Origin of the sequence: Ottowia caeni (assembly GCF_050821495.1) — a bacterium.
In the GTDB taxonomy this organism is placed as follows: domain Bacteria; phylum Pseudomonadota; class Gammaproteobacteria; order Burkholderiales; family Burkholderiaceae_C; genus Ottowia; species Ottowia caeni.
This window is the reverse complement of record NZ_CP151080.1, coordinates 2,586,610-2,613,025: the sequence shown is the minus strand read 5'-3', so window position 1 is coordinate 2,613,025 and position 26,416 is coordinate 2,586,610. Positions and strand designations below refer to the sequence as shown.

Here is a 26,416-nt window from a genome sequence, read left to right as displayed (position 1 = left end):
TTTCTTTTTGCTTTTCATGCTGCGCGCAGATCGTGAACACGCTCTCATTGCGTAGCCACATGGATCAATCTTATGAAGCTTCAGCGCCAGGATTTCCGCTTCTTTGACCACTTGCGGGTGCGCTGGGCCGAAGTCGATCTTCAGAAAATCGTCTTCAACGCCCACTACCTCATGTATTTTGATACCGCCATCACCGGCTATTGGCGGGCGCTGGCCATGCCATATGCAGATTCCATGGCGACTCTTGGGGGTGAGCTGTACGTGCGCAAGGCGGGCATAGAGTTTCACGCGTCCGCGCGCTGGGACGACAGGCTCGACATCGGCATGCGCTGCAGTCGAATCGGCAATTCATCCATCACCATGGCTGGCGCCATTTTTCGGGGCGACCAGCTGCTCATTACCGGTGAACTGGTCTACGTATTTGCTGATCCGAGCACCCAGACTTCGCGCCCGGTGCCAGAGTCCCTCCGCGCTTGGCTTCAGGCATTCGAGGCCCGAGAGAGCATGCTCGACGTAAAAACCGGCGATTGGACCACTCTGAGCCGTGCCGCAACGGCGGTACGCACCCAGGTTTTCGTCGAAGAACAAGGCATCTCCCAAGAGGATGAATGGGATGCCGCCGACGCCACGGCGCTCCACACGGTGATTCTCAACCGGCTGGGACAACCCGTTGGTACTGGCCGCCTTCTGCAAGATGCCCCTGGCGTTGCGCGAATAGGCCGCATGGCCGTGCTCCACCCGCTTAGAGGGGCGGGAGTCGGGCAAGCCGTGATGGTGGCTCTAGAAGATGCCGCCCGCGCCCGCGGCGACAGCGAAGTCATCTTGAGCGCCCAGCGAAGTGCGGAAAATTTCTATCAGCGCCTAGGCTACACCCCCAAGGAGAACCGTACGACGACGTCGGCATTGCGCACATCACCATGGTACGCAAGCTGCGCTGATTAAAGAGGCGGGCTGCTCCTGAGTGGCCCTGATTGGCTCCTATATGTCCTCTAGTAGTTCATAGGGGATGTTCCAGCCGGTCAACGCCGGACCATCGGGCGCCCCCACAGTGAGCATCTCAACGCCTTCCAACGCTGTCAGTTGCAGCGAAGCAATCACAGCCGTACCGCCTTCAGGCGCTGGAGCAGCCAGCGCCACGATCCCGCACGGCTGTTCCGGGTCAGCGGCTGAGAAAATTTCCTGTCCGGCCTGGGCCGTGCCGTTTACCTGGGCCACAAAGGCCCGGCGCTTGATCGCACCACGAAACTGGCTCCGCGCCACCACCTCCTGTCCGGGGTAGCAGCCTTTCTTGAAGTTCACACCGCCGACCGTCTCGTAGTTCAGCATCTGCGGTACAAATGCTTCCATAACTGGCAGGCTGACCATCGCAACGCCGCTGCGTACTTCTGCCCAATTCCACACCACTGTATCGAGCTGTGGCGGAGAGGGAGTGGGTGCATCGATGGGCGCGACGCGCAGGGCGCGCGCCACGCCATCAGCAGGGGCGAGGGGACACAAGAACACCCCTGCGGAGGGGCTTCCAGCGTGCAACACTGCATCGCCCATGAGCCCGTGGATGGCAAACTCCTCCGTGGCATCGCTAAGCTTGGCCTTGGCGCGCAACACGAACATGGAAAGGCGTTTCAGAGTGCGGGTCAGAAGATCGCGTCCACACACCAGCAAAATTTCATTCTCGGCACTCTTGATCGCCCAGAAACTAGCCAGCATCCGTCCTTTGGGGTTGCATAGCGCCGCCAGTCGGGATTCACCCCACTTCATGAGCACGACATCCTGCGTCAGCTGGCCCTGTAGAAATTTTGCAGCCTCATCACCCGCCACGCGAATGATGCCCAATTCGGTCAGAGGGGTGGCGCCGTTCAAGTCGGCGGCGGTGACGGGGGAGCAAGATCAGGCAAATTCATATCCTGAATTATCATGGCCAGCTTATTGTTGTATTGGTCGAAGGGCTGTGCGCCTAATTTCTAAATTTTTCTTGATCGTACTGGTCTTGGCTGCTGCAGGGGCAGGAGCTCTCTGGTGGTGGACAACCCAGCCGCTTGCGCTGGCCGCCGAGAAGGTGGAGATCAGCGTGCCTCCCGGCGCCTCACTACGTACGGCCGCCCGCAAGGCAGTTGAGGGTGGAGTGCGCGCTCCCTCAGATCTGCTGTACGCTTACTTCCGCCTCGCCAGCGACCCTGCTCAGCCCATCAAGCCTGGCGAGTATGAAGTCACTCGCGGAATGACGCCGCGCGCGTTGCTGGAAAAGCTGGAGCAGGGCGATCGAATCGTACTGGCCATCACCCTCGTGGAGGGGTGGAACTTCAGGCAAGTGCGCGAGGCGCTGGCCAAGGCGGATCACCTCAAGCCCGAAACGCGAGACATGACTCCAGCTGACATCATGCAGGCATTGGGCAAGCCCGGCCTGCATCCCGAGGGTCGGTTTTTCCCCGACACCTATCACTATGCCAAGAATTCAAGTGATCTGGCTGTGCTTCGCCAATCCATGCAACTGATGGACGCTCGTCTCACGGCAGCATGGGAAGCCCGCTCCAACGGTCTGCCGCTCAAATCCCCGGAGGAAGCACTCATTCTGGCCAGCATCGTTGAAAAGGAAACTGGCAAAGCTGCCGACCGCCCTGAGATTGCCGGAGTTTTTATTAATCGACTAAAGATCGGAATGCGCCTGCAGACAGACCCAACCGTTATCTACGGACTCGGCGAAAAATTCGACGGCAACCTGCGCCGATCAGACCTGACCACGGACACCCCTTGGAATACCTACACCCGTGCCGGCCTGCCACCCACCCCCATTGCCATGCCCGGGCGCGCGTCGCTGATGGCGGCGGTGCAGCCTGCGGCCACTAGTTCGCTTTATTTCGTGGCTCGGGGCGACGGATCCAGTCACTTCAGCCGCTCACTTGATGAGCACAACCGTGCCGTCAACAAGTTCCAGCGAGGAGGCAACTGATGAGCGGGCAGGGTCGTTTCATCAGTTTTGAGGGCATCGACGGTGCCGGAAAATCAACTCACGTGGAGGCGCTGGCTGATCGCCTCCGCTCTGCGGGCCACAACGTGGTGCTCACGCGCGAGCCGGGTGGCACCCCGCTGGCCGAAAAAATTCGCGCCCTGGCGCTGCATGAACCCATGGATGCCCTGACGGAGGCGCTTCTCATGTTCGCAGCGCGCCGCGATCACCTGCAGCAGGTGATCGAACCCGCCCTGGCGCGTGGAGACACCGTGCTGTGCGACCGCTTCACCGACGCCACCTTTGCTTATCAAGGAGGAGGGCGCGGCTTTGACTGGTCAACCCTCTCCGAGCTGGAGCGTATGGTTCAGCGCATTCCGGCAAAAATTGAGGGCGGCTCAGATTCAATACGCCAGCCCGACCTGACGCTATGGTTCGACCTGGACCCCGACATTGCGGCGCAGCGCTTGTCAGGTGCGCGGCTGCCAGATCGTTTCGAGTCGCAGCCGGTAGCATTTTTCGAAGCTGTGCGTGCAGGTTACGCCCGCCGTCTGGCGGAAAGTCCTGATCGTTTTGTGCGCATTGATGCGGCCCAACAGCGCGAACAAGTATGGCAAGCTGTGGAACAGTCTGCGCGGGGCAGGGGGTGGCTTTGAATAAACCCGCTCCCTGGATCGCACGGCAGCTTCAAACCCTGCTGTCCCAGCGCGGCCATGCGTGGTTGCTCCAAGGGCCCTCTGGCTTGGGTCAGTTCGAGCTCGCCGAAGCCTTGGTCCGCGCCTGGCTGTGCGATGCTCCGTCACCAGAAGGTGCCTGCGGACAATGCGCCAGTTGCCACGGCATCAACGTCCACACTCATTCTGATTTGACGGTGCTTATGCCAGAAACCGGCATGATCGAGCAAGGTTGGCCCTTGCCCGAAAAGGCGCAGAGCGAGATCGACGAGAAAAAACGCAAGCCTAGCCGGGAGATCCGTGTCGATGCCATGCGAGGCGCCATTGAGTTCTCGCAACGCACCAGCGGCCGAGGTCGAGGAAAGGCGGTTTTGGTGTACCCCGCCGAGCGCATGAACCAGGTTACGGCCAACGCGTTGCTCAAGACGCTGGAGGAGCCACCTGGAGACGTTCGTTTTGTGCTCGCCACGGATGCCGCTCATTTGCTCCTGCCCACCATCCGCAGCCGATGCCTCTCCCATGTGATGGTTTGGCCTGAACCCGGGGAGGCCCTCAGTTGGCTGACCGGGCAGGGGCTGCTCGCAGAAGAGGCGGAGGCCTTGCTCCAGGCGGCTGGCGGGCGTCCGGCAGCTGCGTTGGCCGCAGCCGGGATCAAACTTAGCGCAAAATCGTGGAAACTCTTGCCCAAAGCCATGGCCAAAGGTGACACTTCAGCCTTGGCCGATGTTCCGCTACCGGAAGCAGTGGCCCGGCTGCAAAAGCTTTGTCACGACATGATGGCACTGCAACTAGGAGCTTCGCCAAGATTTTTCGCGGCATCTGATCTCCCCACAAGGAAGCTGCCGCTAACCGCCCTGACGCGCTGGTGGACAAGCCTGACTCAATCCGCTCGGAGCGCTGAGCACCCACTGAACCCCGGTTTGGCGGTGGAATCCCTGGTAAGCTCAGCCCGAGAAGCGCTAAACTCCAAGAACTGACCGCCTATGTCCCGCCCCAGCGTCATTCAACTCGCCATCAAGGAAAAAGCTGCTTTGTATGCCGCTTATATTCCTATGTTCACCGAAGGCGGGATCTTCATTCCTGGGACACGTGAACACCGCCTGGGGGATGAGGTTTACCTGCTCTTGTCACTGCCCGACGACCCGCAGCGTTATCCCGTGGCTGGCAAAGTAGCCTGGATCACTCCCGCCGATGCTGCAGGCAACCGTACGCAGGGCATAGGCATCCGCTTTCCCAAAGACGAGAAATCTGCGCAACTCAAAGCCAAAATCGAGCAGTTGCTAGGTCCGAACCTGAGTTCCGATCGGCCTACTCAAACCGTCTAAGAACACCAGTGCTGCATGAACCAACCTGGGTTCAGTGCCAGCAAAACGTTGCATGTTCACCGATTCCCACTGCCATCTGAATTTTCCGGAGCTTTCCGGTAATCTGCCTGCCGTGCGTGCCGCCATGGCCGAGGCGGGCGTTACGCGCGCGCTCTGTATCAGCACCACCATGGAAGAGTTTCCTGAGGTGCATGATCTTGCCAGAACCTACGACAATTTTTGGGCCTCTGTAGGCGTACACCCTGACAGCGAAGATGTCCACGAACCCAGTGAAGACGAACTAGTGCGGGCGGCGGGTTTAGACCGCGTCGTAGCCATCGGTGAGACTGGGCTCGATTACTATCAAATGGAAGAGCGCAAGGGCGGTCGTAGCATTGCCGACATGGAGTGGCAACGCCAGCGTTTTCGCACCCACATCCGCGCGGCCCGCCGCGTCGGCATGCCGCTGGTCATTCACACAAGAGCAGCGTCTGACGATACGCTTGCCATCTTGCGAGAAGAGGGGGAGGGCATTGGCGCGGCATGCGCAGGGGGCGTTTTCCACTGTTTCACCGAGACACGTGAAGTTGCCCGCGCCGCCCTTGATATGGGTTTTTACATCTCATTGTCGGGAATTGTCACCTTCAAGAGCGCTCGTGAACTGCACGAGGTCTCCCGAATGATCCCGGACGACCGCCTGTTGATTGAAACTGATTCGCCCTACCTGGCACCGGTGCCATTCCGGGGCAAGACCAACTCGCCGGCATACGTGCCCTATGTGGCTGCCCGGCTAGCGGAACTGCGTGGAACCAGCGTAGAGCATATCGCCAAGCTAACCAGCGCAAACTTCACTCGTCTGTTTCCCAAGGTGGCCTCATGGTGAAATCCTTCTATCGCACTCTTCTAATCCTCTGGATAGCTGTACTTGCCCCACTCGCATGGGGCAACGACGTCGACTCTTTCGTGCGCGCCATCAAGCAGGACAACGATGTCGCCATGCGCAGCTTGCTCTCAAGGGGCATGGATCCCAACACCAAGGACGAGAAAGGGGCGCCCGGCCTTTATATTGCCCTGCAGGAAGGGGCCCTCAAGGTGGCTCGCCTGCTGATCGAATCCCCTCGAATCAAGGTTGAACTGCGCAACGCGAGCGATGAAAGCCCTCTCATGATGGCTTCCTTCAAGGGATATCTGGACATTGCCAAGCGTTTGATCGAAAAGGACGCAGACGTCAATAAGCCTGGGTGGGCGCCACTGCATTACGCGGCCACCAACGGCCAACTCAAACTCATGGAGTTGTTGCTGGAGCAACATGCCTTCATCGATGCCCAATCCCCCAACGGAACCACTCCCTTGATGATGGCGGCGTCCTACGGCTCCCCAGAAGCGGTCAAATTGCTGATTGAGGCCGGTGCAGACCTGCGCATGCGCAATCAAAAAGGCCTAAGCGCCCTCGATTTCGCCCAGGGAGCTGAGCGCACCGACGCCGCCGAACTCATCACGAGCGCCTTGAAAGCAAGTGCGCCGTCATCCCGAGGGAAATGGTAGGGCATCAAAATGTCAGGGTAGGGCGCAGACCTCCCCACCCACGTCAGGAGGCTTTCAACGGCTGCACTGCCAGAGCCTCGATTGCGTCCAGATGCTGCATGCGTAGCAGGCTGATGGCCGGTGCTGTCTCTTTTGTACGCTCGGCGCACACTGCCAGCAAGTAATCTCCCTCTAGCTGGTACTGCCAGAATCGCCACCGCTGTGCATCGTCACCCAGCTTGGGATCCACTGTCAGCCTGAGTGAATGTTCCGTGGGAAAGTCAAAGCTGAAGCCGTCCAGCGTATGTGCAATTCCTTTGCCGTGCGCCTTGATGTATGACTCCTTCAAAGTCCAGTACTCAAAGAACCTTTGAGCTTGCTGATCAGAAGGCAGTGCCGCCAGTTCTGCGGCCTCTGTAGACGAAAAGAACCTTTCGGCCACCCCTAGGGCCGGCTGGCGCTCCAGGTGCTCCACGTCGACGCCAATCGAGGATCCGCGGCAAACGCCCAGGGCGATCAGTCCACGTGTGTGGGACAGGTTAAAGCGCAAATCACCAGCGAACGCTGAAAGCGAGGAGTCAATCTCAGGACGGCCGTGGCTGTTTGCCTCGAAAGTCCATGCCGCGGGCGCGACGTCGGCGTAACGCGACAACACCGTCCGCACCATGGCACGGGTTACGACATAGCGCAGGCGATCGTCGGCAAAGTGAAAGCAGTTCGACTTGTCTCGTTCTTCATCGCTGAGCAGGTTCAGAAGGCGAGGGGCCTCTTGCTGGAACTCGTCATAGTAGGCCAGCCAAATATCAATTCTGTTCATAAAAGGGAGTTTCGAGGAGCTCAGACTTCCTCGATGCAAAGCAATTGTTTTGCCGTAATCCGGCTTTCCTGGGGGTATCCGAACGCGTTGTTGACGTAGCGAACCCCATCCATACATACCGACCGATTAATGTGACTGTGACCATAGACATGGATTTCCGGATTAATGCTTCGCAGTTGATCTTCCAACCGGGCACTTCCAAGAACAGGATCCAGCATGCGGTGACGTTGAGGCACAAACGAGGGCACGAGATCAATACGCGGCAAGAAATGCGACACCGTTATACGCCTGCGAACATCGTCCGCGGCGGGAGCGGTATTCATGCGCGTAAAGTGTTCCGTGATTTCTGTCACATCGAACCCGTTTGGCCAACGGCAAGCTCGGTAGTCGACCCAGGCTTTACCCAATTCCTCCTTGGGCTGTCCAAAGGAATAGTCGTACCAACCAAGAAGCGGAACAATGAGCCATTGGCCCAAAGAAACAGTTTCCATGGTCGCACCACAATCCGCAACCGTTTTAGCCACCAAGGCGAATTTGCCGAGTGAATCCATCTTTGGGTCCTCGCCCTGAACCCATAGATCATGGTTCCCGGGCACAAAGAGCACCGTCTTGAACCTCCGAGTCATCGCACTGAGCGTCTGGTCAAGCAATGCGCGCTTGTGGCTCACGTCTCCAGCCAGGATCAGCACATCATCCACATAGTCGGACCGAGACAGGCCCTTCACCCATTCGAGGTTGGGCGCGTAGTCGACGTGAATGTCCGAGATGGCAAGGATGCGCATAACCCGATTGTGCCGCCCAAATCAGCTATCCGCCCAGCGTTTACTAAACAGAAGTTGTAGCTATCTGCGCTCTGAAAAATTGTCTGTTGAACACGCAGCATGGCCTCAATTCAATTGATTCGCCATCTTGTAACGTAAGACAAGTTGTAGTTCAATTACCGAAAAAAGTGAAGTTGTAAAAATTTTGCAACCCACCGTCCAGCGGAAGATCTTCTGGACTCGGAGGCGTATATGCCAAAAAAGCCGCGTATCGGTTCCAGGGCTTGGGCTGGTCATATCCAACTCAATAGCCAAGCTGGAGAGCTTGTCGATCCTTCAACTTGGCGCCAAGTGGATGAGGACGCTCTCTCAGAAGAGAGACGTGAGCTTTTCCTACGCCGAAAAAAAGCTGTGCTCGACTATTTCGACGGGGCCTCTGCTAAGGAAATAAAGCAGCGTTGGGGCATGGGCCGCTCACAGGTCTATAGGCTCATCAGTGAACGCTGTCTTAAAACGGCACACGACGGTCACCTTTTCGGGTGGAGAGGGCTGATTCCTCACATGCGGATCACGCCTTGGACAAGACAAACAACTCCTGAAATTATTGCGGGAAGCGGCGCTGGTAGCTCCGGTAGTCTGCAATGGTTGTTTTCTTCTCCGGAAAACAGGATGTTAGAGCAAAAGTTTCGCGAAAGAATTCTAAAAACACCATCAGGTCTCGAGGGCACGAGGAGATCTAAGCAAGTACTTTTACGATGGTTTTATTCAAAACTTCGAGAAAACGGAGTTGAGCGTCGAGGTGAATGGCCCTTTAACACTGACGCGATGGGATACACCACGATATGCAAATTTATAAATAAGGTTCTCAATGAGAACCCCGGAAAAAGCATAGCAATACTGGGTGGCCAGAGTGCGCAAAAAAAAGCACGAGCGGGTGACGGCACAAAGCGACCTACATTTAATTTATTCCAACGCGTGGAGTGCGATGCGCATAAGTTGGATTTGCGCATGGTCGTAATGGTGCCTTCACCACATGGAGGATATGAACAAAGGAAAATTCATAGACTCTGGGTCATCGTAATTATTGAAGTATGCACTCGTGCGGTGCTCGGGTATTATCTGAGCATGCGTAGAGAAGTAGGGGCAGAGGATGTTTTGCGCGCCGTTCGAAACGCTCTGGGGAAATGGGGTCGCCGCACAATCTCATTTAGTGAATTTGCTTACAGTGCAGAAGCAAATTTTCCCTCAGCTGTCGATCCAGATTTCTTGGGGGCATGTTGGGACGAGTTCAGTGTAGATGGTGCTTTAGCAAATACTTGTGACCGAGTTGAAAAAAGATTAAAAGAAACTGTTGATTGCACAATAATCAAACCTCAAGATAAAAATTCTTTTTCATCGCGACGCAGTCTTGATGATAGACCATTTATTGAAACTTTTTTAGAACATTGGCTGGCGGCGGATCCGGTTTGCATAATTTATCTAATTCAACCAAATCAAAGCCAGCTGATCTAAAGGGCGATGTTGAGCCCGCAAAAAAAGCTTACGAACTTCAGTTTCAAGTTGAATATATTTACGAACTTCTAGATGTAATAATTGCAAATTACAATGCAACCCCGCATCATGGCATAGGCTATCGCACCCCTCTTGCGCAAATGAAGTTTCTTAATGGCGGGAAAAACTCAGTTTGCATTAGGAAAGCCGACCCTCGTCAAGTCGCGCGTCTTGGCGCCACCCGAAAGCTATGCAAATTGCTTGGGGGAAAAAATTCGGGACGTCGCCCACATTTTCATTTTAAAAACGCCCGATACTCCTCCGAAGATTTGGCACATCGACTTGATCTTGTGGGGGGCGATTTCTGGCTGACTATTGAAAATGAAGATGATGCACGATGGGCTACTGTTAGTACTCAAGAAGGACTTTATATATGTACGGTCCGTGCTGCACCTCCTTGGCATCACACGCCTCACTCCCTTTATGTCCGTAGTGCTATTCGGGCACTTGCGCGCCAGAGATTTATACACTTGACATCTTCAAATCATGCAATAGATGAGTTAATTAAATACAGCGAAAATCAAAGGGATAAGAAATTGCCAGTCCATCCGGCCTATCTTGAGCTTCGGAGGATTTTGCAAGCCTATTCAGAAAATATTGCATTAAACCCGTCCATTGATCCCATATCGCTAAGTAGTTACACCCAGCCCGCTCCCGATGAGTTCGACGACTTGTGTGAAATTTCAGAGCTTAATGAGGCGAAAATCGCACAGAAAAATAATCAAATGACTGTAAAAAATACAAATTCCCCCATCGCAGACATCCCCAAGAAGCCGTTGCAACTCACGATGCGCAAGGCGAGAACTTGGTAAGTTTTAATTATTTCTCATGATGGGGATTTTGAAATTAGGAGGAATATTAATGATGGACCCCCTCTTGTTCCACCTCACTTGCCCAAAGATCATCCATTGGTAACTCGAGACTACTCCCTTTTTACTCCGTCAATTAATGCTATGGTCGCAGGCATTGGTCAATGGCTCGATGATCAAATGGATGGAGGGGTAGTATTTGGCCCCTCCCGATTTGGTAAATCCAGTGGGGTTGATAACTGGCTCGGATCTATGTTAACAGAAAGATGTGGTCAAGTTATCCCTTTAATTATTTGGAGTCACTCGGAATGTAATTCAGCTGGAATAATGTATGGAAGTCTATTGCATGCAGCTCACTATGGCTTGGCTGGTGATGTACGCACTAGTTTGCAACGAAAACATCAGCTTATAGAAAAGGTTGTTCACCTTGCAGTCGAGGGAGGGGGACGCTTTGTCGTTCTTGTTATTGATGAGTCACAAGGGATGACAGAGAGGGAGTGGTTGTGGCTAGTTGAAATACATAGTTTATTGGAGAAAGAAAGAATTCGATTAATGGTAATTTCAATTGCCTCGGTTCAGATTTTCGATCAACCAATGGCTCTTGCTCTTACAGGTGGTGCTCATGCTGCTGCCAGATTTATGCTGTCGCAGTGTCGCTTTTTAGGGATTTCTTCTGAGGAAGAGCTTGAATTTGTGCTGTCGGGATACGACTCCGGCACCGATTGGCCAAGGGGATCAGGAATTTCGTTTACTAAGGGAGTTGCGCCATTGGCATGGGAAAAGGGATTTCGTATGGCTGAGTGTGCGGCTTTAATTTGGGAAACCATGGTTAAGGAACTGCCCTCGGGTTATTCTGGGCCCATGGAATTTCCCATGAAAACAATATCTCAAGTTTCTAGAAATCTTCTTCTTAGAATTGCATCTGGCGCCGACCCCCTTTCAGTTATTTCACACTCTTCTATTCGCGATGTTGTTATCTACTGTGGACACAAGCAATTAATGTCAATAGTTGGGGCCGCAGCACCACGACTCTTGCGGGGAAAAAAATAGAATCTTAAAAAATTTTTATAAAGAAACACATAAGCTCCTATGTTGCACGTAGTTAAACCTCTAACATGGTATAAAGGAACGGTTTTGCCTTATGCGTCGCTGTGGAGTACTTTACTGCGTGCAACTTGGTTAAATGACCTCCGCAAGGGTGATATATATAAGCTAGCCCAAGTTGAAGATAAAAATATTAATGATATCGAAGCAAGGAGTGGGGGCAGTGCGGAGATTGTTACGCTCGTAGCTGACGTTCTTGGTGAGAATCGCTCTTCATTTTCAAGTTTTTGTTTAAAAAGCCAAATTCCTGAATGGCTTTATCTGGATCATGCCAGTGCACGACCTCGATGCTGCCCCCAATGCATACGACTCGGTTACCACACATGGCTAATGTCGATAAGACTCGTCGTAGAGTGCCCCATACATCATGTGAAGCTGCGACGTAGTTGCGAAAGGTGTGGTGGCGATTTAAAAATGGGCTTGGCGGGACTCGCAGTGCGATCCTTAGGATGTCGATGTGGATCAAAATGGGGGGCAATACCATATTCGATGAGACAGCCAACGCTAGCACAAGAAGGAATTAATGCGTGGTCAGAGGTCGCCCAATGGGTGCATCAGGCGGAGAAAATGCATGTAAATTTTGGAGAAAGCAGACCTGATTCGACAGAGCAGCTTGCACTTACCGAGAGGTGGTGTTCTGACTTAGGCATTCCATATCCAGCTTGTTTTGAAAAATCAGATTATTTTTGGCATTCTGCTAAGTCATCAATTGAGCACTGGACACCTTACACTGCAAATACATCAATTAAGACAAAAAATGTCGTCGGAAAATGTTATGAAGAATTTGAATCCAGCCCTCAACTTTCCGTTTATAAAGCAATGTCGAGGCATCTGAGGAAGCAAGCAAAAGAAAATCTAGATCAAAGGGTCGTAGAGGCATGCCAGACTAAAGATCCCATCAGCCTTTCGAGAGATTTTTATCAAAAAACACCGGTGCGTGATGCGTTTCTCGAGATGCTATGGACCCGTCGAATTGAAACCCATGCATATCTTTGGCGTTGGCCCAGGCGCGAAGTGAAAGATGATAATAAATATCACGTATCTATATTTGAGAGTTTTTTAGAAAACCGCAAAACTTCGCCTATACAGAATTAGTAAATTATAGGCATGACACTTGGCTCCAGTATCATTATTCCGCGTTGGTATGCCTGCTCGCATGGGGAGAGGCGATTCATCAGGTTGAGAAGTCCATGGATGAAAACTGGGCTGACTGGACGATTAAAAATATTTATTGGAAAAAAGGCAGAATAGCTTGGTATTCGATCGAGAAATCCGACGAGCTTCTATTCGTTGGCTACACAAAAAATATGAAAAAGGCCTCCTTTTCATTTGATATCAAGCTGCAGCCGGTGGCTTCTGAATTAAATTTCAAAAGTCTATATAAAAATACTTATGCTGTTGAGATGGATGAGGAGGACGATATATATTTCAAGTCTGTCAAAGCGGTTCGTGGACTGGGTGGTTTTTTAAAAGAAGCAGTTTTTGAGTCTTTTTTCTATTATGAGAATTACAAAATTAAATGCTTCCTATTTGATAGAGTATTCAATTTTGCTGCAACCACTCCGGATGGAATTTTGCAGTCTTGGGGATACGACAAAGAAAGCGCGCTAGAAGCTATCAGGGATGCGGCGTTGATCTTTTGCAAAAATTATGGTTGCGTTGCACCATCTGGGGTGAGGTATTCAATAGGTTTTGAATCAAGTAATGTATATACTCTGAATTTATTGGCTGAAGGAAATTTTTTTCGATTCAACAGCAGGTTGGTTACCTAGGTGTCGCATCCGGGAGGATCATATGGTCTCTTGTGAAACAGATGTGGGTGAGATGCGTACCACTCTTTCATCGTCTGCATAGGCGTCTTGCTTTTGAGTGCCGATTGCGGCAGCTGGTGGTTGTACAGGGTCACATAACGCAACAAGGTCTGCTCCATATCCTCACGGCTGTTGAACCTGTGGGTCTTCAGAACGTCCACTATGCGACCGTTGAAGCGCTCCACCATGCCGTTGGTTCTCGGGGTTCGTGGCTTGGTCAGCCGGTGCTCCTGGTTGCAATACCCCCACCTGTATTCGACTCATGCAAAGCTCCCTCTCTGGTTGGATGCCTGTAGATATTAACGATGGACTTAAAAATCGGGGAAGTTGCGTTGGCTTCGGGCAGGCGCAACTGGCCGGAGATCAGGCGGGGGAGCAGGGTGTCGCGGAGGGTGGAGAAGGTTTGGGCTTGCTCACCGGAGTTCGACACTTTGCCCCTCTTTTAGACCATTTTCCCGGGGTCCGGGTGTTAAGAATCAAGGACTTGCGCGTAAATTTCTGAATTTTCTGTAGTGGCAATCTTTCATGGTGTTGGTGTTGGCAATATTTTTGATTTGTCCTACACTGAGGAGCACCATGTTCGTCAAGCTCACCCGCTCGGGCGGCCACACTTACGCTCAGTTGATGGAGTCCTTCCGGGACGCCAGCGGCACGCCGCGCCAGCGCACCGTCACCACGCTTGGGCGTGTGGATGAGGACGGCGGCCAAGTCGATGCGGTGCTCGCCACGCTGCTGCGGGCCAAGGGCCGCAGCGCGGATGTGGCCACCCCGCAGATCAAGTTCGAATCGGCTTTGGCTCTGGGTGATGTCTGGGCGCTCGATCAGCTCTGGCGTGAGCTGGGTTTTGATGCCCTGGCTGGCGTATTCCGCCGGGCTCGCTACACCACTGCGGTGGAGCACGCCATCCGCGTGATGGTCTTCAACCGTCTGTGCGATGCCGATTCCAAGCTGGGTGCACTGCGCTGGTTGCAGACCGTCTCGATGCCCGGGGTAGAGCCCAGCAAGATCACTCATCAGCACCTGCTGCGCAGCATGGATGCCCTGATCGATCACCAGGGAGCGGTCGATGATTGCGTGGCCCACCTGCTGCGACCGCTGATCGATGACGAGCTTTCGGTGGTGTTCTACGATTTGACCACCATCCGAAGCGAAGGCCTGAGTGTTCAGCAGGGCGATGTGCGCCACTTCGGAATGTCCAAGGAGGGCGGCATTGCACGGCAGTTCCTGCTGGGCGTGGTGCAGACTGCCGACGGCATGCCGATCTACCACGAGGTGTTTGATGGCAATACGGCCGAGGCGCCGACGATGCTGCCCACCGTGCGCAAGGTGCTGGCGCGCTACCCGCACATTCGCCGCCTGGTGATGGTGGCCGACCGGGGCTTGCTGTCGGTGGATAACCTGGCCGAGCTCACCCGCATCAGCCTGCCCAGTGGGCAGCCCCTGGAGTTCATCCTGGCCGTGCCGGGTCGCCGGTATGGCGAGTTCGCCGAACTGCTTGAACCCTTACATGCCCAGGCGCAGGCGCACAGCAGCGAGACGATCACGCAAGCGAAGTGGGAAGGCCACCGCCTAGTGGTGGCGCACGACCCCGTGCGTGCGCAGGAGCAGACTGCCCTTCGCGCGACGCGCATTGCGGCGCTGCAGGCGCGGGCTGAGCAGTTGGCTGGCAAGCTCGACGGGCAGGATGCGGGGGAGGTTCACCGCGGGCGCAAGCTCAGTGACTCCGGGGCCAAGGCGCGCTTCTTTCACGAAGTGGCCGAGGCTCATCTGACCAAGATCGTCAAGGTCGATCTGAAGTCTGAGCTCTTCACTTACGAGATTGATGCCAAGGCCTTGGCCCGGGCGCAAATGATGGATGGCAAGCTGCTGTTGGTCACCAACGTGGCTGACCTCAGTCCTGCCGAGATTGTGCAGCGCTACAAGAGTCTGGCCGACATCGAGCGCGGCTTCAGAGTGCTGAAGTCCGAGATCGAGATTGCGCCGGTGTACCACCGGTTGCCCGAGCGCATCCGTGCGCACGCCAGCATCTGTTTCATGGCCTTGATTCTGTACCGCGTGATGCGCCAGCGGCTGAAAGCGGCCGGTCACAGTGCGTCACCCGAGATGGCCCTGGCGCAACTGCGGCGCATTCAGCGGCAAAGCGTGTCAATCAACGAAGGCGTGCCCATCGCAGGCATCTCCACCATCCACCGAGGCCAGGCCAGCGTGCTGGCCGCTCTGAACGTCAGGAGCCCTAACCCAGACACCCAGTTAAGCCTCTTGTAGTGGCAAGATGAGAACGGTTTCTAAGGAAATCAAACACTTACAGCGCTTCGTGTCGAACTCGGGTGCTCAGCGTTGTGAGCCCTGGGCTGCTGCCGGTTTCGATGACACCTTGTTAAGGTGGAAGATGAAACCGGAGGTGGTTCATGGAGAGAAGAAGGACATTCAGCCGCGAGTTCAAGCTCGAGGCGGTCAGGTTGGTCACCGAGCGTGGCGTGGCTGTGGCCCAGGCAGCCAAGGACCTGGACGTTCACGAGAACGTGCTGCGCAAGTGGGTTCGTGAGTTGCGAGAGGAGCCCCAGGAGGCGTTCCCTGGCAACGGCAAGCAGAAGGCCCAGGACGCGGAGATAGCGCGACTGCGCAAGGAGGTTGCCAAGCTCAAGATGGAGCGCGACATCCTGAAAAAAGCCGCGGCCTACTTCGCGAAGGAGTCGATGTGAAGTTCGGCTTCGTGGCGAAACACCGAGGGGCCTGGCCGGTCAATCTGATGTGCGAGGCGCTCGGTGTCTCGCGGGGTGGCTTCTACGCGTGGCTCACACGGCCCAGGAGCCAGCGCAGCCTCAGCGATGAAGTGCTGGGCGCGCAGGTCCACCAGAGCTTCGTGCGCAGCGACCGCACCTACGGCGCGCGCCGTGTGTGGCACGACGTGTTGGAGCAAGGTCAAGCCTGTGGTCTGCACCGCATCGAGCGACTCATGCGAGAGCAGGCACTACGAGCCAGGCCCCGACGACGTGGACTGCCCAAGGACCGGGGCACGCGCGGCGCGGTGGCCGATAACGTGCTGGACCGCCAGTTCCGGGCCGATGGCCCGAACCAGAAGTGGGTAGCCGACTTCACCTACATCTGGACAGCCGAGGGCTGGCTGTACGTGGCGGCGGTGCTGGACCTGTACTCGCGGCGCATCGTGGGCTGGTCGATGCAGGAGAGCATGACCTCGCAGCTCGTGGTGGATGCGCTGATGATGGCCGTGTGGCGGCGAGGCAAGCCGGTGGCCTTGTTGCATCACTCGGACCAGGGCAGCCAATACACCAGCGAGCACTTCCAGAAGCTGCTGGATGAACAAGGCATCACTTGCAGCATGAGCCGGGCCGGTGAGGTCTGGGACAACTCGGCCATGGAGAGCTTCTTCAGCTCCCTCAAGACCGAGCGCACGGCCAGGAAGGTGTACCGCACACGAGGGCAGGCCCGTTCAGATGTGTTCGACTACATCGAGTGCTTCTACAACCCGACGCGCCGGCATTCGACGCTCGGCTATCTCAGTCCCGTACAGTTCGAGAAAGCTCAAGAAGCTTAGGTCGGTGTCAACGGAACCGGCAGCAGCCCAGTAGTTCCTGCCAGCCGTTAGCGGAAATCCGCAATCACCTGGATCTTGCGCAGATTGTCTAGTGGCGTTCCAAACGCCGAACGAGCGTAGAAGGTGCCCGACGCCAACTCGTACACGTCTGCGGTCTGCCCCTGCGCATCCGGCTCTTCTGCTTCCCACAGTGCCGCAAGCGGTTCGAGCTTCCAGCCAGTTCCGCCATTCATATGCGCGGGTGACACCAGGCTCACCGAGGTCACCTCACATGCGTCTGCAGACTGCGTTTCCACGAGTTGCAGCAGTTCTTGAACTCCCGAAAGAAGCATATCGCTGCTTTCTTTCGGCGTCGAATTTCGGCGCAGTTGCACCATGAACCAAGGAACGCTCAAGGCCAACTCGACTGCGGACCAATAGGTGATCTCACTGCTTTCGATCCACTTTGACATGGGGTGGGTATTCGCGCTGTGCGTGAGAAACATAACTTGGATCGCAACCGTCAATGAACACTATAGATTGTAGTCTTATGGTATTCATTATTTGGTAATCGAGGGATGCCCTCTGCCAAAGTGATCCACAACAAGCTGCCAGCTGCCCTCAAAGCAGCGCGCGCGGCTCGTGGCCTTACGCAGGAAGATTTTGGACTGGTCTCTAGCCGGACTTATCTGAGCACGCTGGAACGCGGCATCCAAAGTCCCACGCTCGCCAAGATCGAGCAGCTCGCACACACCCTGAAGGTGCATCCGCTCACGCTGCTGACCATGGCGTATGCGGAATCTGCGCGTCCCGAGGATGTGCAGGAAATACAGAAGCTGGTCAGACGAGAAATGTCGGAGCTCGGTTGATTCGCCTGAAGGCCGTGATGCAGGTAATGACTGCACCGCAAAGCCAGCAACGGCCACGACTGTTGGGAAACGAGACCTCGGATTCAAGCTCCGCAGGAGAATAAGACGCGAGGGTCCCAAGGGGAATGCAGCTGAACCCAGTTCAACCCCCGCTGTGCTGCGTTTTTTTCGGCACGGGTGCGCAACGCATCGCCGTCCAGGCGACGGCTGACTTCAGGGTGCCGGCACGCTCGGCACTGGAGCACCGACGCGGCGCAGTGCCCAGCTTGGATGCTTTTGTGAACGCTCCAGGTCAGCCAGCACTTCGTCGCGGGTCGAGGCCGTTCCCTTCACGGGAACCGGTGCACCAAACCGATGGTATTGCCACAGGCCATCACTCTTGGACTGCTCCATCTCTACGAGAACTTGGTCGCGCGACTTGCCCGCCTGAGCGTGTTCGGGGTGGGTCGTGTATCCCATCTCAGTGGTCGCAGGGTGGATCACGCTGCTGGCCATGGCTGGGGCAACGACCGCGGCAAGCGACAAGGCCGTAAGGAAGGTGCGAACTGTCATGTGTCTATCTCCTTGGGTTTGAATGAACGTGCCCCGGAAACTGCACCAACCTGCTGGCCAGCCGACGAGTCACGTGTGACAGTTTGCTGACCGCAAGGCGACAGCTTGCCCACCGCAGGATTACAAGTTCGTAATGTCTCGGACCTTCGCCTCGTGATCAGGTGGGGCGCCTGGCGAGTCATCGCACCGACCCTCATACGAAACGGCCCTGTGATTCAAGTCCTGGGTTGCCCACATGCGCCGCAGAACCGCGCATCCATCGTCAGTGCTGCCGAACACTTCGTGCACTGAGGTGCGACCATGCTCGTTCCGCACTGGGGGCAAAACCGAGCGCCTTGCTGGCTGACCGTCCCGCACTTCGAGCATGCGCCGCCCGACATCGGGCGTTGCGCATCGCGGTTGTCTCCGTAACCACTGTGGTGGCCCCCGTTTCCAGCGTCGCTGCTGTGGTGGCCCCGCTTTCCATGGTGGCCGCTAAAAAGTTTGTCAAAAAGTCCCATCACGTTCTCCGTTGAGCTATGCAGTGAAGTGATTGGAAAGGCTGTAGCGACTCGAGAGTCAAGCACCCCAGAGTGCTAGCTCGACAAGATGGCAAACATGTAATCGCAGTGCAATGTGGGCGAAATCCAAGGACACCCGGGTGCATCGCATCATTCGCTTCTGCATGGAAACTGGCTATTGCAGGCCCATGCACCTGAGCCGATGCCACTACAATTTTGCGTATGCGATCACGACTGCTTGTTTTTCTTCTGGTACTGATGCCACTGCAGTTGTGCTGGGCTGCTGTGGCAGGGTATTGCAACGCAGTGGGGCCCGGCTCTTCGCCTCTGGTGGCGCTGCATTGTTGCGAGCATGGTCTGTTGCCCAGCGATGCCAGAGTGGCCGAACCCATGCCCGGCCAAGCAGCGGATCAGGGTTTCGCCCGAATTGGCGATGCGGCTACCGACGTGGACTGCGGTACATGCCATTCGCAGGGCGCTGACGCACTTCAGGCGCAGCGCATTCCAATGCCGCCGGTAGGCCCCGAGCGCTTTGACAGTGGCACAGCTCCGCTGTCATCCCCGGTGCCTGCCAGCCGCCCCGAACGCCCGCAGTGGCGCCCCTTGGCCTGACCAGGGCATCGGCCGGCAATCCATCCCCGATCCCTGGCAAGCGTGTCGGCACTGAATGTGCCGGCCTTGTTCGCATGCCTTTGGGATTACACATGTCCAGTACCTTCGGGCCACGTCGCCCGCAATTCCCTGCACAAAATTGGGCCATGTCAGGCGCTTTCAGCAAGCGCCAATTGACCGGGGGCATCAATGAATCGGCCCTCGGTGCTGCTTTTGGTGGCCTGGCTGATAGCGGTGGTGTCCACGGGCAGCGTGCTGTTTATCGGCGAAGTCATGGGGATGATCCCCTGCGTGCTTTGCTGGTACCAGCGCATCGCCATGTTCCCGCTGGCCCTGATGCTAGGAATGGCCTTCTACAGCGAAGACCGCCGTGGCGCCGTCTATGCCTTGCCACTGGCACTCGTGGGCGCAGCCTTTGCGGGCTACCACAGCCTCCTGGTTGCAGGCCTGATTCCCAAAGCATGGATTCCCTGCGGTGCTGGCGCATCGTGCGCCGATCAGAAGCTCAACTTCTTCTACGGCATCGAGCTGCCCTGGCTCTCGCTGGCGGCCTTCGTTGCCATTGCCATTTCTCTTTCCCTCTATCTGCGCAGAACATCCAAATGACCCACAGAAAATACATCATTGCCCTCGTGCTAGGCATCGCGCTCGTGGCCTTTGCGGTCGGGGCGTATCTCTACCAGAGCCGGGTGCAAAGTGCCCAGCAGCAGCAAGCAGCTGAGCATGCCGAGCGCTTGGTACGCATGCATTCACCCGTGCTCGGACCCCAAGACGCACCTGTGACCATTGTGGAATTCTTCGATCCCGCCTGCGAGACCTGCCGCGCCTTCTACCCTTTTGTGAAAGATCTGATGCGGCAATACCCGTCCCAGGTCCGGCTGGTCATTCGCTATGCACCATTCCACAAGGGCTCGGACGAGGTGGTCAAGCTCCTCGAATCCGCCCGTCGGCAGGACAAGTACCTGGCAGTACTTGAGTCGGTGCTGGCTGCCCAGCCGCAATGGGCCGACCATGGGGACCCCAATCTGCAATTGGCTTACAAGGCAGCCGAGCGAGCGGGACTGGACATGCAGCAGGCACGGGCCGACATGGCGGCGCCGGCGCTGGAGGTCATGTTGCGGCAGGAGGTGCAGGACCTGACTGCCCTCAAGGCCGACAAGACCCCCACATTCTTCGTCAACGGCAGGCCGTTGCCCAGCTTTGGCCAAAAGCAGCTAGCTGACCTGGTGTCTGAGGAGGTTGCCAAGGCCAAAAAGTGACCTCAGAGCTCCTGCCTGTTTCGCGGCCGGTCCCCAAATTAGCTCCTCAGTAGCTCTGTGGGGGGCACTCAGTGGGAATGGGCATGTGCCTTGGGTTCTGCACCGCTGGGCTTGGAAGCTGAATCCACCTGTGTCCCACGGAGCAGCCGCAGACCGTTGGCCACCACGAGCAAGCTCGCGCCCATGTCCGCAAAAACTGCCATCCACATCGTGGCGGTACCGACCACCGCCATTACCAGGAACACGCTCTTGATGCCCAAGGCCAGGGTGATGTTCTGCCAGAGCACGGCATGCGTGCGCCTGGACAGCCGCACCGTCTCGGCGACGCGCTGCAGGTTGTCGTTCATGATGACCACGTCAGCCGCTTCCATGGCGGTGTCGGTACCCGCGCCTCCCATGGCGAAGCCGATATCGGCCTGGGCCAATGCCGGTGCATCGTTAATGCCGTCCCCGGTCATGCCGGTGGCGCCGTAGCGCTTTTGCATCTCTTTGATGGCGTTGAGCTTGGCTTCGGGCAGCAGGTCGCCGCGGGCATCATCGATCCCTGCCTGCCCCGCGATTGCCTTGGCCGTGGCCGTGTTGTCGCCGGTCAGCATGACCGAGGTCACTCCCAGCGCCTTGAGATCAACGATGGCCTGCTTTGATGTCTCGCGAATGGTGTCGGCGACGGCAAACAGGGCCAGGACGCTCTTATCGTCAGCCAGGAGCGTGACCGTGCGGCCTTGTTTTTCATGGATGGCAAGCTCCGCCTCCAGTTCAGGGGTGCACAGTCCCTGTTCGTGGATCAGTCGGTGATTGCCCAGCACGAGGCGTACTCCATTGACCACGCCTTCGACACCGCGCCCTGGCAAGGCCTTGAAGTTTTCGGCCTCCGGACCTGGTACTTCCAGACCCTGGATGATCGCCTTGGACACTGGATGATCGGATCTGCCAGCCAGGCTGGCGGCCATCTGTTGGGCTGCAGCTTCATCGCCAGCGCCCCAGACGCGCCACTGCACCAGCTTGGGTTTACCTTCGGTGATGGTGCCCGTCTTGTCCAGCGCCACCGCCTTCAGGAGCCGCGCGTCTTCCAGGTAGGTTCCGCCCTTGATGAGGATTCCGCGCCGAGCGCCGGCCGCCAGTCCGCTTACCACCGTGACAGGCGTGGAAATTACCAAGGCGCAAGGGCAGGCGATCACCAGCAGGACCAGGGCCTTGTAGAGCGCCTCCAGCCAGGTCAGGCCCATCAGGAACGGTGTGAGAACTGCGACCGCCACAGCAATGGCGAAGACCGCAGGCGTGTAGATCGCGGCGAACCGGTCGACAAAGCGCTGTGTCGGTGCGCGCGTGCCTTGTGCCTGCTCAACGGCTTGAATGATTCTGGCCAAGGTGGTGTTGCTCGACAGGGCCGTGACCTCGAACTCCAGTTCACCGGTTTCATTGATGGTGCCTGCGAAAACCTGATCGCCAGGAGCCTTGTCCACGGGAATGCTCTCGCCAGTCACCGGGGCCTGGTTGATGGCCCCGTTCCCCTTCGTCACCTTGCCGTCCAGCGGGACCCTTTCACCCGGCTTGATGCGCACGGTAGCGCCGATGGCCACAGAGGCGACCGGCGTGGCAGACCATGCGCCATTGGGGCCCAGCACCAGAGCCTCTTCCGGCGCCAGTTCCAGCAACCCCTTGATCGCATTGCGAGCCCGGTCCACGGCCTTGGCCTCAATCAGCTCAGCAATGGCGTACAGGGCCATCACCATGGCAGCCTCGGGCCACTGGCCGATAAGGAAAGCGCCTGTGACAGCCACCGACATCAGTGCATTGATGTTGAGCTTGCCGCGCAGCAGCGCCGCGATGCCCTTCTTGTAGGTGTCGATTCCGGCCAGCCAGATAGCGAGCGCGGCGATGGCCATACCTGCCACCTTCCATGCCATCTGGTCAGGCGCGAAGAAGGAAAGCACTTCCGCTCCGGTGGCGAATACAAGCGCAGCCACCAGGCGAGAAATGCCGCCAGCGAACCCATGTCCTTCGTCGTCTTCGGCAGGCCCTACTGCCTGCTCCCCCTGGGAGTTCATTGCGCCGGCCACCGGCTGTGGATCGAAGCCCGCCTTGCGGATAGCCTCCAGGGCCAAGGGGTACGTGCTTTCGGCCGCATCGATCTTCAGCGTGCGGGCACTGAGCTGGAAGCCCAGAGAGCGGATTCCGTCCAGGGGTTCCAGCGCGCGGCGGATTTCCGCCTCCTCGGCGCTGCAGTCCATGGTCGCTATTTTGAACAGCTTGCCCCGGCTCCCTTTAGAGGCCAAGGCTGCGGCCACGGGCTGCGGATCGAAGCCAGCTTTGCGAATAGCATCCAGAGCCAAAGGGTATGCACTTTCGGCCGCATCGATCTTCAGCGTGCGAGCACCGAGCTGGAAGCCCAGGGAGCGGATGCCGTCCAGGGGTTCCAGCGCCCGGCGGATCTCCGCCTCCTCGGCGCTGCAGTCCATGGTCGCAATTCTGAACAGCTTGCCTTGGCTCGGGCTGCTTGCGGCGGCACTGACCGGGGAGGTGGAACTGGAGCATCCCGCTGAGCAGCAGGTGTCAACGTTGGAAGAGGTGCTGGTTTCTAGTTTCATGGCCTAATTGGAAACCCTGTAGTGACCTTAAAGTCAAGTGACAGCGCGAAATGCGTCCCAGCACCGTCTTGCACTACCCCCATTTGCAAAGGATGCGCCATGAAGATCGGCGAATTGGCCAAGGCCACCGGCACCCAGACAGAAACCATTCGCTACTACGAGCGGGAGCGTCTGCTGCCAGCGGCGATACGTACGGAAAGCAATTACCGAATCTACGATGGCAGCCACATCGAGCGTCTTGCCTTTATTCGGCATTGCCGCTGCCTGGACATGACGCTCGATGAAATCCGCGTGCTGTTGCATTTCAAGGATGCACCTGGTGAGAACTGCGGCGCTGTGGACGCGCTTCTTGAGGAGCACATCGATCATGTCGTCTCGCGAATCCGGGAACTCCAGGCGCTGGAATTGGAACTGCGCAGTCTGCAGCAGCAGTGTTCGCCAGGTCACCTGGCCAGGGACTGCGGCATCTTGGGCGGCCTCGCAACAGCGGCGCGTCAACACAATCACATGCCTGCAGCCAACTCCAATGAAGCGCATCCACCTGGCGTGCATCGCGAAATCGGAGCCGCTGCCAAGCAGCTGCGCATCAACCGTAAGGGCTGACTGTCAAAGTTCATTGGGCGCGGATCTCCAGTCCAACGCTCGACAGCCCGTTCTCCGACCATGCGACTGGTTTGCCTTGGTGCATGCGAGCGATTGCACCAACGATTGCCAGGCCGAGGCCATGGTTGCTTTGCCCATGGCTACGCGCAGGATCTGCGCGGAAGAAGCGATCAAACATGTGCGGGAGTGTTTGGGGATCAATGGTGTCGCCGCAATTGGTGACACTGATCTGCACACGGTCCTCATCCAAGCCCCTGATGATGATTTGAATGATCGAGCCGTCCCTCGCGTAACGAGTGGCATTTCCGAGCAGATTTGACAAGGCCCGCCGTAGCAGTGGCACGTCAAAGGCGCCTCCGGCATCGCCAACCACTTTGGCGGTAAGCCCTGCCTCGGCCAGTGCTGCCTCATGATAGTCCAGCACATCTGTAGCTACCGACGCAAGGCTTAATACCGGAGCGCGGCGTGCCCCCACGCCCCGATCCGCTTGGGATAGAAAGAGCATGTCGTTCACGATGCCGGTCAGGCGATGCAGCTCCTCCAGGTTGGAAGCAAGTACCTCCCGCATGTCCGCCTGTTCAGGGCGCCTTAGCGCCAGCTCATTGTTGGCGATGAGTGTGGCCAGTGGCGTGCACAGCTCGTGGGCCACGTCCGCATTGAAGCCCTCCATCTGGGAGTAGGCCGTCTCGATGCGTGCGAGGAGCGCATTGAACTGATCGATCAGGGGAACGAGTTCGAGCGGCTGCTCGTCGCCATCCAGTCGATGGTGCAGATTGTCCGCCGACAGGGCTCGCGTTTGGGCGGCCAGTCTTCGCACAGGCGCCAAGCCGAGGTTGACCAGGGAGAAGCCGCCAAGCGAAACGACAATGGCCCCGCCAATGGCGGCCACCAGCAGAGTGACTGCGAGCCGATGCAGCAATAAGTTGTCGGCCTGGATGTCCAGCGATAGCTGAACCCGAAGAACCTTCGATGTCGAACCTTCGAGGGGCGCCACCTCGAACTCCTGTTGGCGCCATACTGCCTTCGCACTCTGGTTGCGGGTGTGCGCGTAGAGCACGTTGCCATCGGCCTGATTCACTTCAAGTGACAGATCTCCATGCCCCACCAGGAAATCGTCAAGCTTGTGTACAAGGTCCTCTGACTCCCTGTGCCCCTTGCCATCGGCCAACAGATGCCGGATGACGTTTTCCTTTTGTGCCAGCGTGTCTTCCTGCCGATCCCGAAAATTGTACTCGGTCACCAGATACACGGCCAGACAGACCAGCCCGAGCCCGGCAAAGCTCTGCAGAGCCAGCCACCACGACAATCGCTGGCGCAATGAGTGGTGTTGGACCAGCGCCTTCATCCGTTGCGCTCTTCCATGATGTAGCCCATGCCGCGGATGGTGTGCAGCAGCGCAGTGTCAAAAGGTTTGTCTATCTTGCTTCGCAAGCGACGAATAGCGACCTCCACTACGTTGGTTTCGCTGTCGAAGTGCATGTCCCACACCTGCTCCGCAATCTCGGTGCGAGACAGTACCTCGCCTTTCCTTCGCAGGAACAGCGTCAGAAGCAGGAACTCTTTTGCGGTCAGCTCCAACCGCTGACCGCCGCGGGACGCCTTGCGCCGCACCAGGTCCAGTTCAAGATCGACGAGGCGCAATTGCGTGGGCTCTGCCGCATCGCGCGCGCCATGGGTGCGCCTCAACAGCACCTGGATGCGTGCGTTCAATTCGGAAAACGCGAAGGGCTTGACCAGGTAATCGTCAGCACCCGTCTGCAGTCCCAGCACTCGGTCCTCGACGCTGACCCGCGCTGTCAGCATCAAGACCGGTGTCTGCCTGGATTTGCGAAAAGCGGTAAGAAGGCTGAAACCGTCGATCCCAGGAAGCATCGCGTCCAGCACCAGTAGGTCGTGCGCGCCTTCAAGCGCCATGTGCAGCCCATCCACACCATTGTTGGCCACGTCCACTACATAGCCGACCTCTCCAAGGCCCTTGCGCAGGTATTCGGCAAGCTTGACTTCGTCTTCAATGAGCAAGATTTTCATAGTCCCATTCTCTAAGAATGGAGGCCGTTCGTAGATTACAAACTTGTCATGTGGCTGTTGGCATCCTGTCGCGGGCAGCTTTCTACAGTTCACCCATGTCGCAAGGCATGGCCGAGGCAAGTCGCCGAAGGCTCACCACAAGCAAGGAACACCCCTATGATCATCCGCAAACCTCTCGCCCTTTCACTGTTCGCTCTCGCCATTGCGGCTCCCGGCCTGGCATCGGCTTCTTCCTTCTACCACCCCGCGGGTGGCGAAATGGGATTTACCACCCATTCCGACCATTTTCAAAGCTCTTTGTCCCGTAGCGACGTGCTTGAATCGGTGGCTGCCGCCCGCAAGGACGGAACGCTCGCTATCCTCCAGCGCGGAGGTGCTGTGCCCGTTAAGGCAACGGGCCCCTCAAAGACGCGCGAGCAGGTGCAACAGGAATATCTGAATATGTCTGCCGCTGAGAAACAGCGTATCCAGGAACTGTACGGCACGGGCGGCTGATTTTTCAACGCATACCTCTATCCAGAGTCCATCCGTGCCCCACACGAAGACTCCATAGTCGCGTGCTAGACTCAAA

At 56.9% G+C, this 26,416-nt stretch carries 30 protein-coding genes and 1 pseudogene; 21 read left to right on the top strand and 10 right to left on the bottom strand.

The features are described from left to right. The first annotated feature begins 72 nt into the window (after window positions 1-72). Complete coding sequence (locus tag AAAK34_RS12565; protein WP_431777334.1) at window positions 73-942, top strand: YbgC/FadM family acyl-CoA thioesterase; 870 nt, start codon at window positions 73-75, stop codon at window positions 940-942. A 36-nt stretch (window positions 943-978) separates the two neighbouring features. Here the strand turns inward: AAAK34_RS12565 and AAAK34_RS12560 are convergent, their stop codons facing one another. Continuing rightward, window positions 979-1,860, bottom strand: coding sequence for a YgfZ/GcvT domain-containing protein (locus AAAK34_RS12560; protein ID WP_431777333.1), 882 nt, complete (start codon window positions 1,858-1,860; stop codon window positions 979-981). Window positions 1,861-1,948: 88 nt separating this feature from the next. Between AAAK34_RS12560 and mltG the strand changes: the two genes are divergently transcribed. From mltG to AAAK34_RS12530, 6 genes are read left to right on the top strand one after another with little or no spacing between them, the layout of a single operon-like run. Continuing rightward, window positions 1,949-2,947 (top strand): endolytic transglycosylase MltG, encoded by a 999-nt coding sequence (gene mltG, locus AAAK34_RS12555; protein WP_431777332.1) that lies wholly within the window; start codon window positions 1,949-1,951, stop codon window positions 2,945-2,947. After that, window positions 2,947-3,600: a dTMP kinase gene (tmk, locus tag AAAK34_RS12550; RefSeq protein WP_231698433.1), complete on the top strand. Its 654-nt coding sequence runs from the start codon at window positions 2,947-2,949 to the stop codon at window positions 3,598-3,600. Before mltG ends, tmk begins: the two co-directional genes overlap by 1 nt. Next, window positions 3,597-4,595: a DNA polymerase III subunit delta' gene (locus tag AAAK34_RS12545; protein WP_231698432.1), complete on the top strand. Its 999-nt coding sequence runs from the start codon at window positions 3,597-3,599 to the stop codon at window positions 4,593-4,595. The genes tmk and AAAK34_RS12545 overlap by 4 nt, the downstream gene beginning before the upstream one ends. 6 nt (window positions 4,596-4,601) lie before the next feature. Continuing rightward, window positions 4,602-4,943: a PilZ domain-containing protein gene (locus tag AAAK34_RS12540; RefSeq protein ID WP_231698431.1), complete on the top strand. Its 342-nt coding sequence runs from the start codon at window positions 4,602-4,604 to the stop codon at window positions 4,941-4,943. A 52-nt stretch (window positions 4,944-4,995) separates the two neighbouring features. Beyond that, the gene (locus AAAK34_RS12535; protein WP_231698430.1) at window positions 4,996-5,805 is read left to right on the top strand and encodes a TatD family hydrolase; all 810 of its coding nucleotides are present in this window, start codon (window positions 4,996-4,998) and stop codon (window positions 5,803-5,805) included. Beyond that, window positions 5,799-6,467: an ankyrin repeat domain-containing protein gene (locus AAAK34_RS12530; protein ID WP_231698429.1), complete on the top strand. Its 669-nt coding sequence runs from the start codon at window positions 5,799-5,801 to the stop codon at window positions 6,465-6,467. Before AAAK34_RS12535 ends, AAAK34_RS12530 begins: the two co-directional genes overlap by 7 nt. 43 nt (window positions 6,468-6,510) lie before the next feature. Here AAAK34_RS12530 and AAAK34_RS12525 read toward each other — a convergent pair whose 3' ends face one another. Both AAAK34_RS12525 and AAAK34_RS12520 read right to left on the bottom strand, forming a co-directional pair. Next, window positions 6,511-7,263, bottom strand: coding sequence for a 4'-phosphopantetheinyl transferase superfamily protein (locus AAAK34_RS12525; RefSeq protein ID WP_231698428.1), 753 nt, complete (start codon window positions 7,261-7,263; stop codon window positions 6,511-6,513). A gap of 20 nt (window positions 7,264-7,283) precedes the next feature. Further along, window positions 7,284-8,045 carry a metallophosphoesterase gene (locus tag AAAK34_RS12520; protein ID WP_231698427.1) on the bottom strand — a complete coding sequence of 254 codons (762 nt, stop codon included), beginning with the start codon at window positions 8,043-8,045 and terminating at the stop codon, window positions 7,284-7,286. A gap of 231 nt (window positions 8,046-8,276) precedes the next feature. Between AAAK34_RS12520 and AAAK34_RS12515 the strand changes: the two genes are divergently transcribed. The 5 genes from AAAK34_RS12515 (at window position 8,277) to AAAK34_RS12495 (ending at window position 13,260) form a co-directional block, all read left to right on the top strand. Further along, window positions 8,277-9,536: a hypothetical protein gene (locus AAAK34_RS12515; protein WP_431777331.1), complete on the top strand. Its 1,260-nt coding sequence runs from the start codon at window positions 8,277-8,279 to the stop codon at window positions 9,534-9,536. Then, window positions 9,491-10,387, top strand: coding sequence for a hypothetical protein (locus AAAK34_RS12510; RefSeq protein ID WP_431777330.1), 897 nt, complete (start codon window positions 9,491-9,493; stop codon window positions 10,385-10,387). The genes AAAK34_RS12515 and AAAK34_RS12510 overlap by 46 nt, the downstream gene beginning before the upstream one ends. A gap of 141 nt (window positions 10,388-10,528) precedes the next feature. Continuing rightward, entirely contained in the window at window positions 10,529-11,434 is a 906-nt protein-coding gene (locus tag AAAK34_RS12505; protein ID WP_431777329.1) for a hypothetical protein, read from the top strand. A 543-nt stretch (window positions 11,435-11,977) separates the two neighbouring features. Next, the gene (locus AAAK34_RS12500; protein ID WP_431777328.1) at window positions 11,978-12,583 is read left to right on the top strand and encodes a hypothetical protein; all 606 of its coding nucleotides are present in this window, start codon (window positions 11,978-11,980) and stop codon (window positions 12,581-12,583) included. A gap of 95 nt (window positions 12,584-12,678) precedes the next feature. Next, entirely contained in the window at window positions 12,679-13,260 is a 582-nt protein-coding gene (locus AAAK34_RS12495; protein ID WP_431777327.1) for a hypothetical protein, read from the top strand. On the opposite strand, the pseudogene AAAK34_RS12490 reads toward AAAK34_RS12495, so the two are convergent. After that, window positions 13,257-13,529: pseudogene (locus AAAK34_RS12490) on the bottom strand (integrase core domain-containing protein); the annotation flags it as partial. The gene AAAK34_RS12495 and the pseudogene AAAK34_RS12490 overlap by 4 nt on opposite strands. A 346-nt stretch (window positions 13,530-13,875) precedes the next feature. On the opposite strand from AAAK34_RS12490, the gene AAAK34_RS12485 reads away from it, so the two are divergent. Together AAAK34_RS12485 and AAAK34_RS12480 are read left to right on the top strand one after the other, a co-directional pair. Beyond that, window positions 13,876-15,564, top strand: a complete 1,689-nt coding sequence (locus tag AAAK34_RS12485; RefSeq protein ID WP_431777326.1) for an IS1634 family transposase — start codon at window positions 13,876-13,878, stop codon at window positions 15,562-15,564. Window positions 15,565-15,707: 143 nt separating this feature from the next. Continuing rightward, window positions 15,708-16,855 (top strand): IS3 family transposase gene (locus tag AAAK34_RS12480; protein WP_231693334.1). Its coding sequence is split into 2 segments (ribosomal slippage): window positions 15,708-15,969 and window positions 15,969-16,855, totalling 1,149 coding nucleotides; the frame shifts between segments, so codons are not numbered across the junction. A gap of 47 nt (window positions 16,856-16,902) precedes the next feature. Here the strand turns inward: AAAK34_RS12480 and AAAK34_RS12475 are convergent. Beyond that, a complete protein-coding gene (locus AAAK34_RS12475; protein ID WP_231693333.1) occupies window positions 16,903-17,307 on the bottom strand; it encodes a hypothetical protein in 405 nt (134 codons plus the stop codon). Between the two features lie 105 nt (window positions 17,308-17,412). Between AAAK34_RS12475 and AAAK34_RS12470 the strand changes: the two genes are divergently transcribed. Beyond that, entirely contained in the window at window positions 17,413-17,703 is a 291-nt protein-coding gene (locus AAAK34_RS12470) for a helix-turn-helix domain-containing protein (protein ID WP_231693332.1), read from the top strand. A 213-nt stretch (window positions 17,704-17,916) separates the two neighbouring features. Here AAAK34_RS12470 and AAAK34_RS12465 read toward each other — a convergent pair whose 3' ends face one another. Together AAAK34_RS12465 and AAAK34_RS12460 are read right to left on the bottom strand one after the other, a co-directional pair. After that, window positions 17,917-18,255 (bottom strand): DUF4148 domain-containing protein, encoded by a 339-nt coding sequence (locus AAAK34_RS12465; RefSeq protein WP_231693331.1) that lies wholly within the window; start codon window positions 18,253-18,255, stop codon window positions 17,917-17,919. Window positions 18,256-18,470: 215 nt separating this feature from the next. Further along, a complete protein-coding gene (locus AAAK34_RS12460) occupies window positions 18,471-18,635 on the bottom strand; it encodes a zinc ribbon domain-containing protein (protein ID WP_231693364.1) in 165 nt (54 codons plus the stop codon). A 378-nt stretch (window positions 18,636-19,013) separates the two neighbouring features. Here AAAK34_RS12460 and AAAK34_RS12455 point away from each other — a divergent pair, with 378 nt between their 5' ends. The 3 genes from AAAK34_RS12455 to AAAK34_RS12445 all read left to right on the top strand — a co-directional run bounded on the left by AAAK34_RS12455 (window position 19,014) and on the right by AAAK34_RS12445 (window position 20,626). Continuing rightward, a complete protein-coding gene (locus AAAK34_RS12455; RefSeq protein WP_431777325.1) occupies window positions 19,014-19,367 on the top strand; it encodes a hypothetical protein in 354 nt (117 codons plus the stop codon). 189 nt (window positions 19,368-19,556) lie between these two features. Further along, entirely contained in the window at window positions 19,557-19,973 is a 417-nt protein-coding gene (locus AAAK34_RS12450) for a disulfide bond formation protein B (protein ID WP_431777324.1), read from the top strand. After that, entirely contained in the window at window positions 19,970-20,626 is a 657-nt protein-coding gene (locus AAAK34_RS12445; RefSeq protein ID WP_231693330.1) for a thioredoxin domain-containing protein, read from the top strand. Before AAAK34_RS12450 ends, AAAK34_RS12445 begins: the two co-directional genes overlap by 4 nt. A gap of 68 nt (window positions 20,627-20,694) precedes the next feature. On the opposite strand, the gene AAAK34_RS12440 is transcribed toward AAAK34_RS12445, so the two are convergent. Then, window positions 20,695-23,085, bottom strand: a complete 2,391-nt coding sequence (locus AAAK34_RS12440) for a heavy metal translocating P-type ATPase (protein WP_231693329.1) — start codon at window positions 23,083-23,085, stop codon at window positions 20,695-20,697. On the opposite strand from AAAK34_RS12440, the gene AAAK34_RS12435 reads away from it, so the two are divergent. Continuing rightward, entirely contained in the window at window positions 23,084-23,221 is a 138-nt protein-coding gene (locus tag AAAK34_RS12435; protein WP_231693328.1) for a hypothetical protein, read from the top strand. The genes AAAK34_RS12440 and AAAK34_RS12435 overlap by 2 nt on opposite strands. A gap of 92 nt (window positions 23,222-23,313) precedes the next feature. Beyond that, window positions 23,314-23,817 (top strand): Cd(II)/Pb(II)-responsive transcriptional regulator, encoded by a 504-nt coding sequence (gene cadR / locus AAAK34_RS12430; RefSeq protein WP_231693327.1) that lies wholly within the window; start codon window positions 23,314-23,316, stop codon window positions 23,815-23,817. A gap of 10 nt (window positions 23,818-23,827) precedes the next feature. Here the strand turns inward: cadR and AAAK34_RS12425 are convergent, their stop codons facing one another. Both AAAK34_RS12425 and AAAK34_RS12420 read right to left on the bottom strand, forming a co-directional pair. After that, window positions 23,828-25,162: a heavy metal sensor histidine kinase gene (locus AAAK34_RS12425; RefSeq protein WP_231693326.1), complete on the bottom strand. Its 1,335-nt coding sequence runs from the start codon at window positions 25,160-25,162 to the stop codon at window positions 23,828-23,830. Beyond that, on the bottom strand, window positions 25,159-25,845 hold the full coding sequence (locus AAAK34_RS12420; RefSeq protein WP_231693325.1) for a heavy metal response regulator transcription factor: 687 nt from the start codon (window positions 25,843-25,845) through the stop codon (window positions 25,159-25,161). Before AAAK34_RS12420 ends, AAAK34_RS12425 begins: the two co-directional genes overlap by 4 nt. A 156-nt stretch (window positions 25,846-26,001) precedes the next feature. Here AAAK34_RS12420 and AAAK34_RS12415 point away from each other — a divergent pair, with 156 nt between their 5' ends. Next, window positions 26,002-26,340 (top strand): DUF4148 domain-containing protein, encoded by a 339-nt coding sequence (locus AAAK34_RS12415; RefSeq protein WP_231693324.1) that lies wholly within the window; start codon window positions 26,002-26,004, stop codon window positions 26,338-26,340. Window positions 26,341-26,416: the final 76 nt, after the last annotated feature.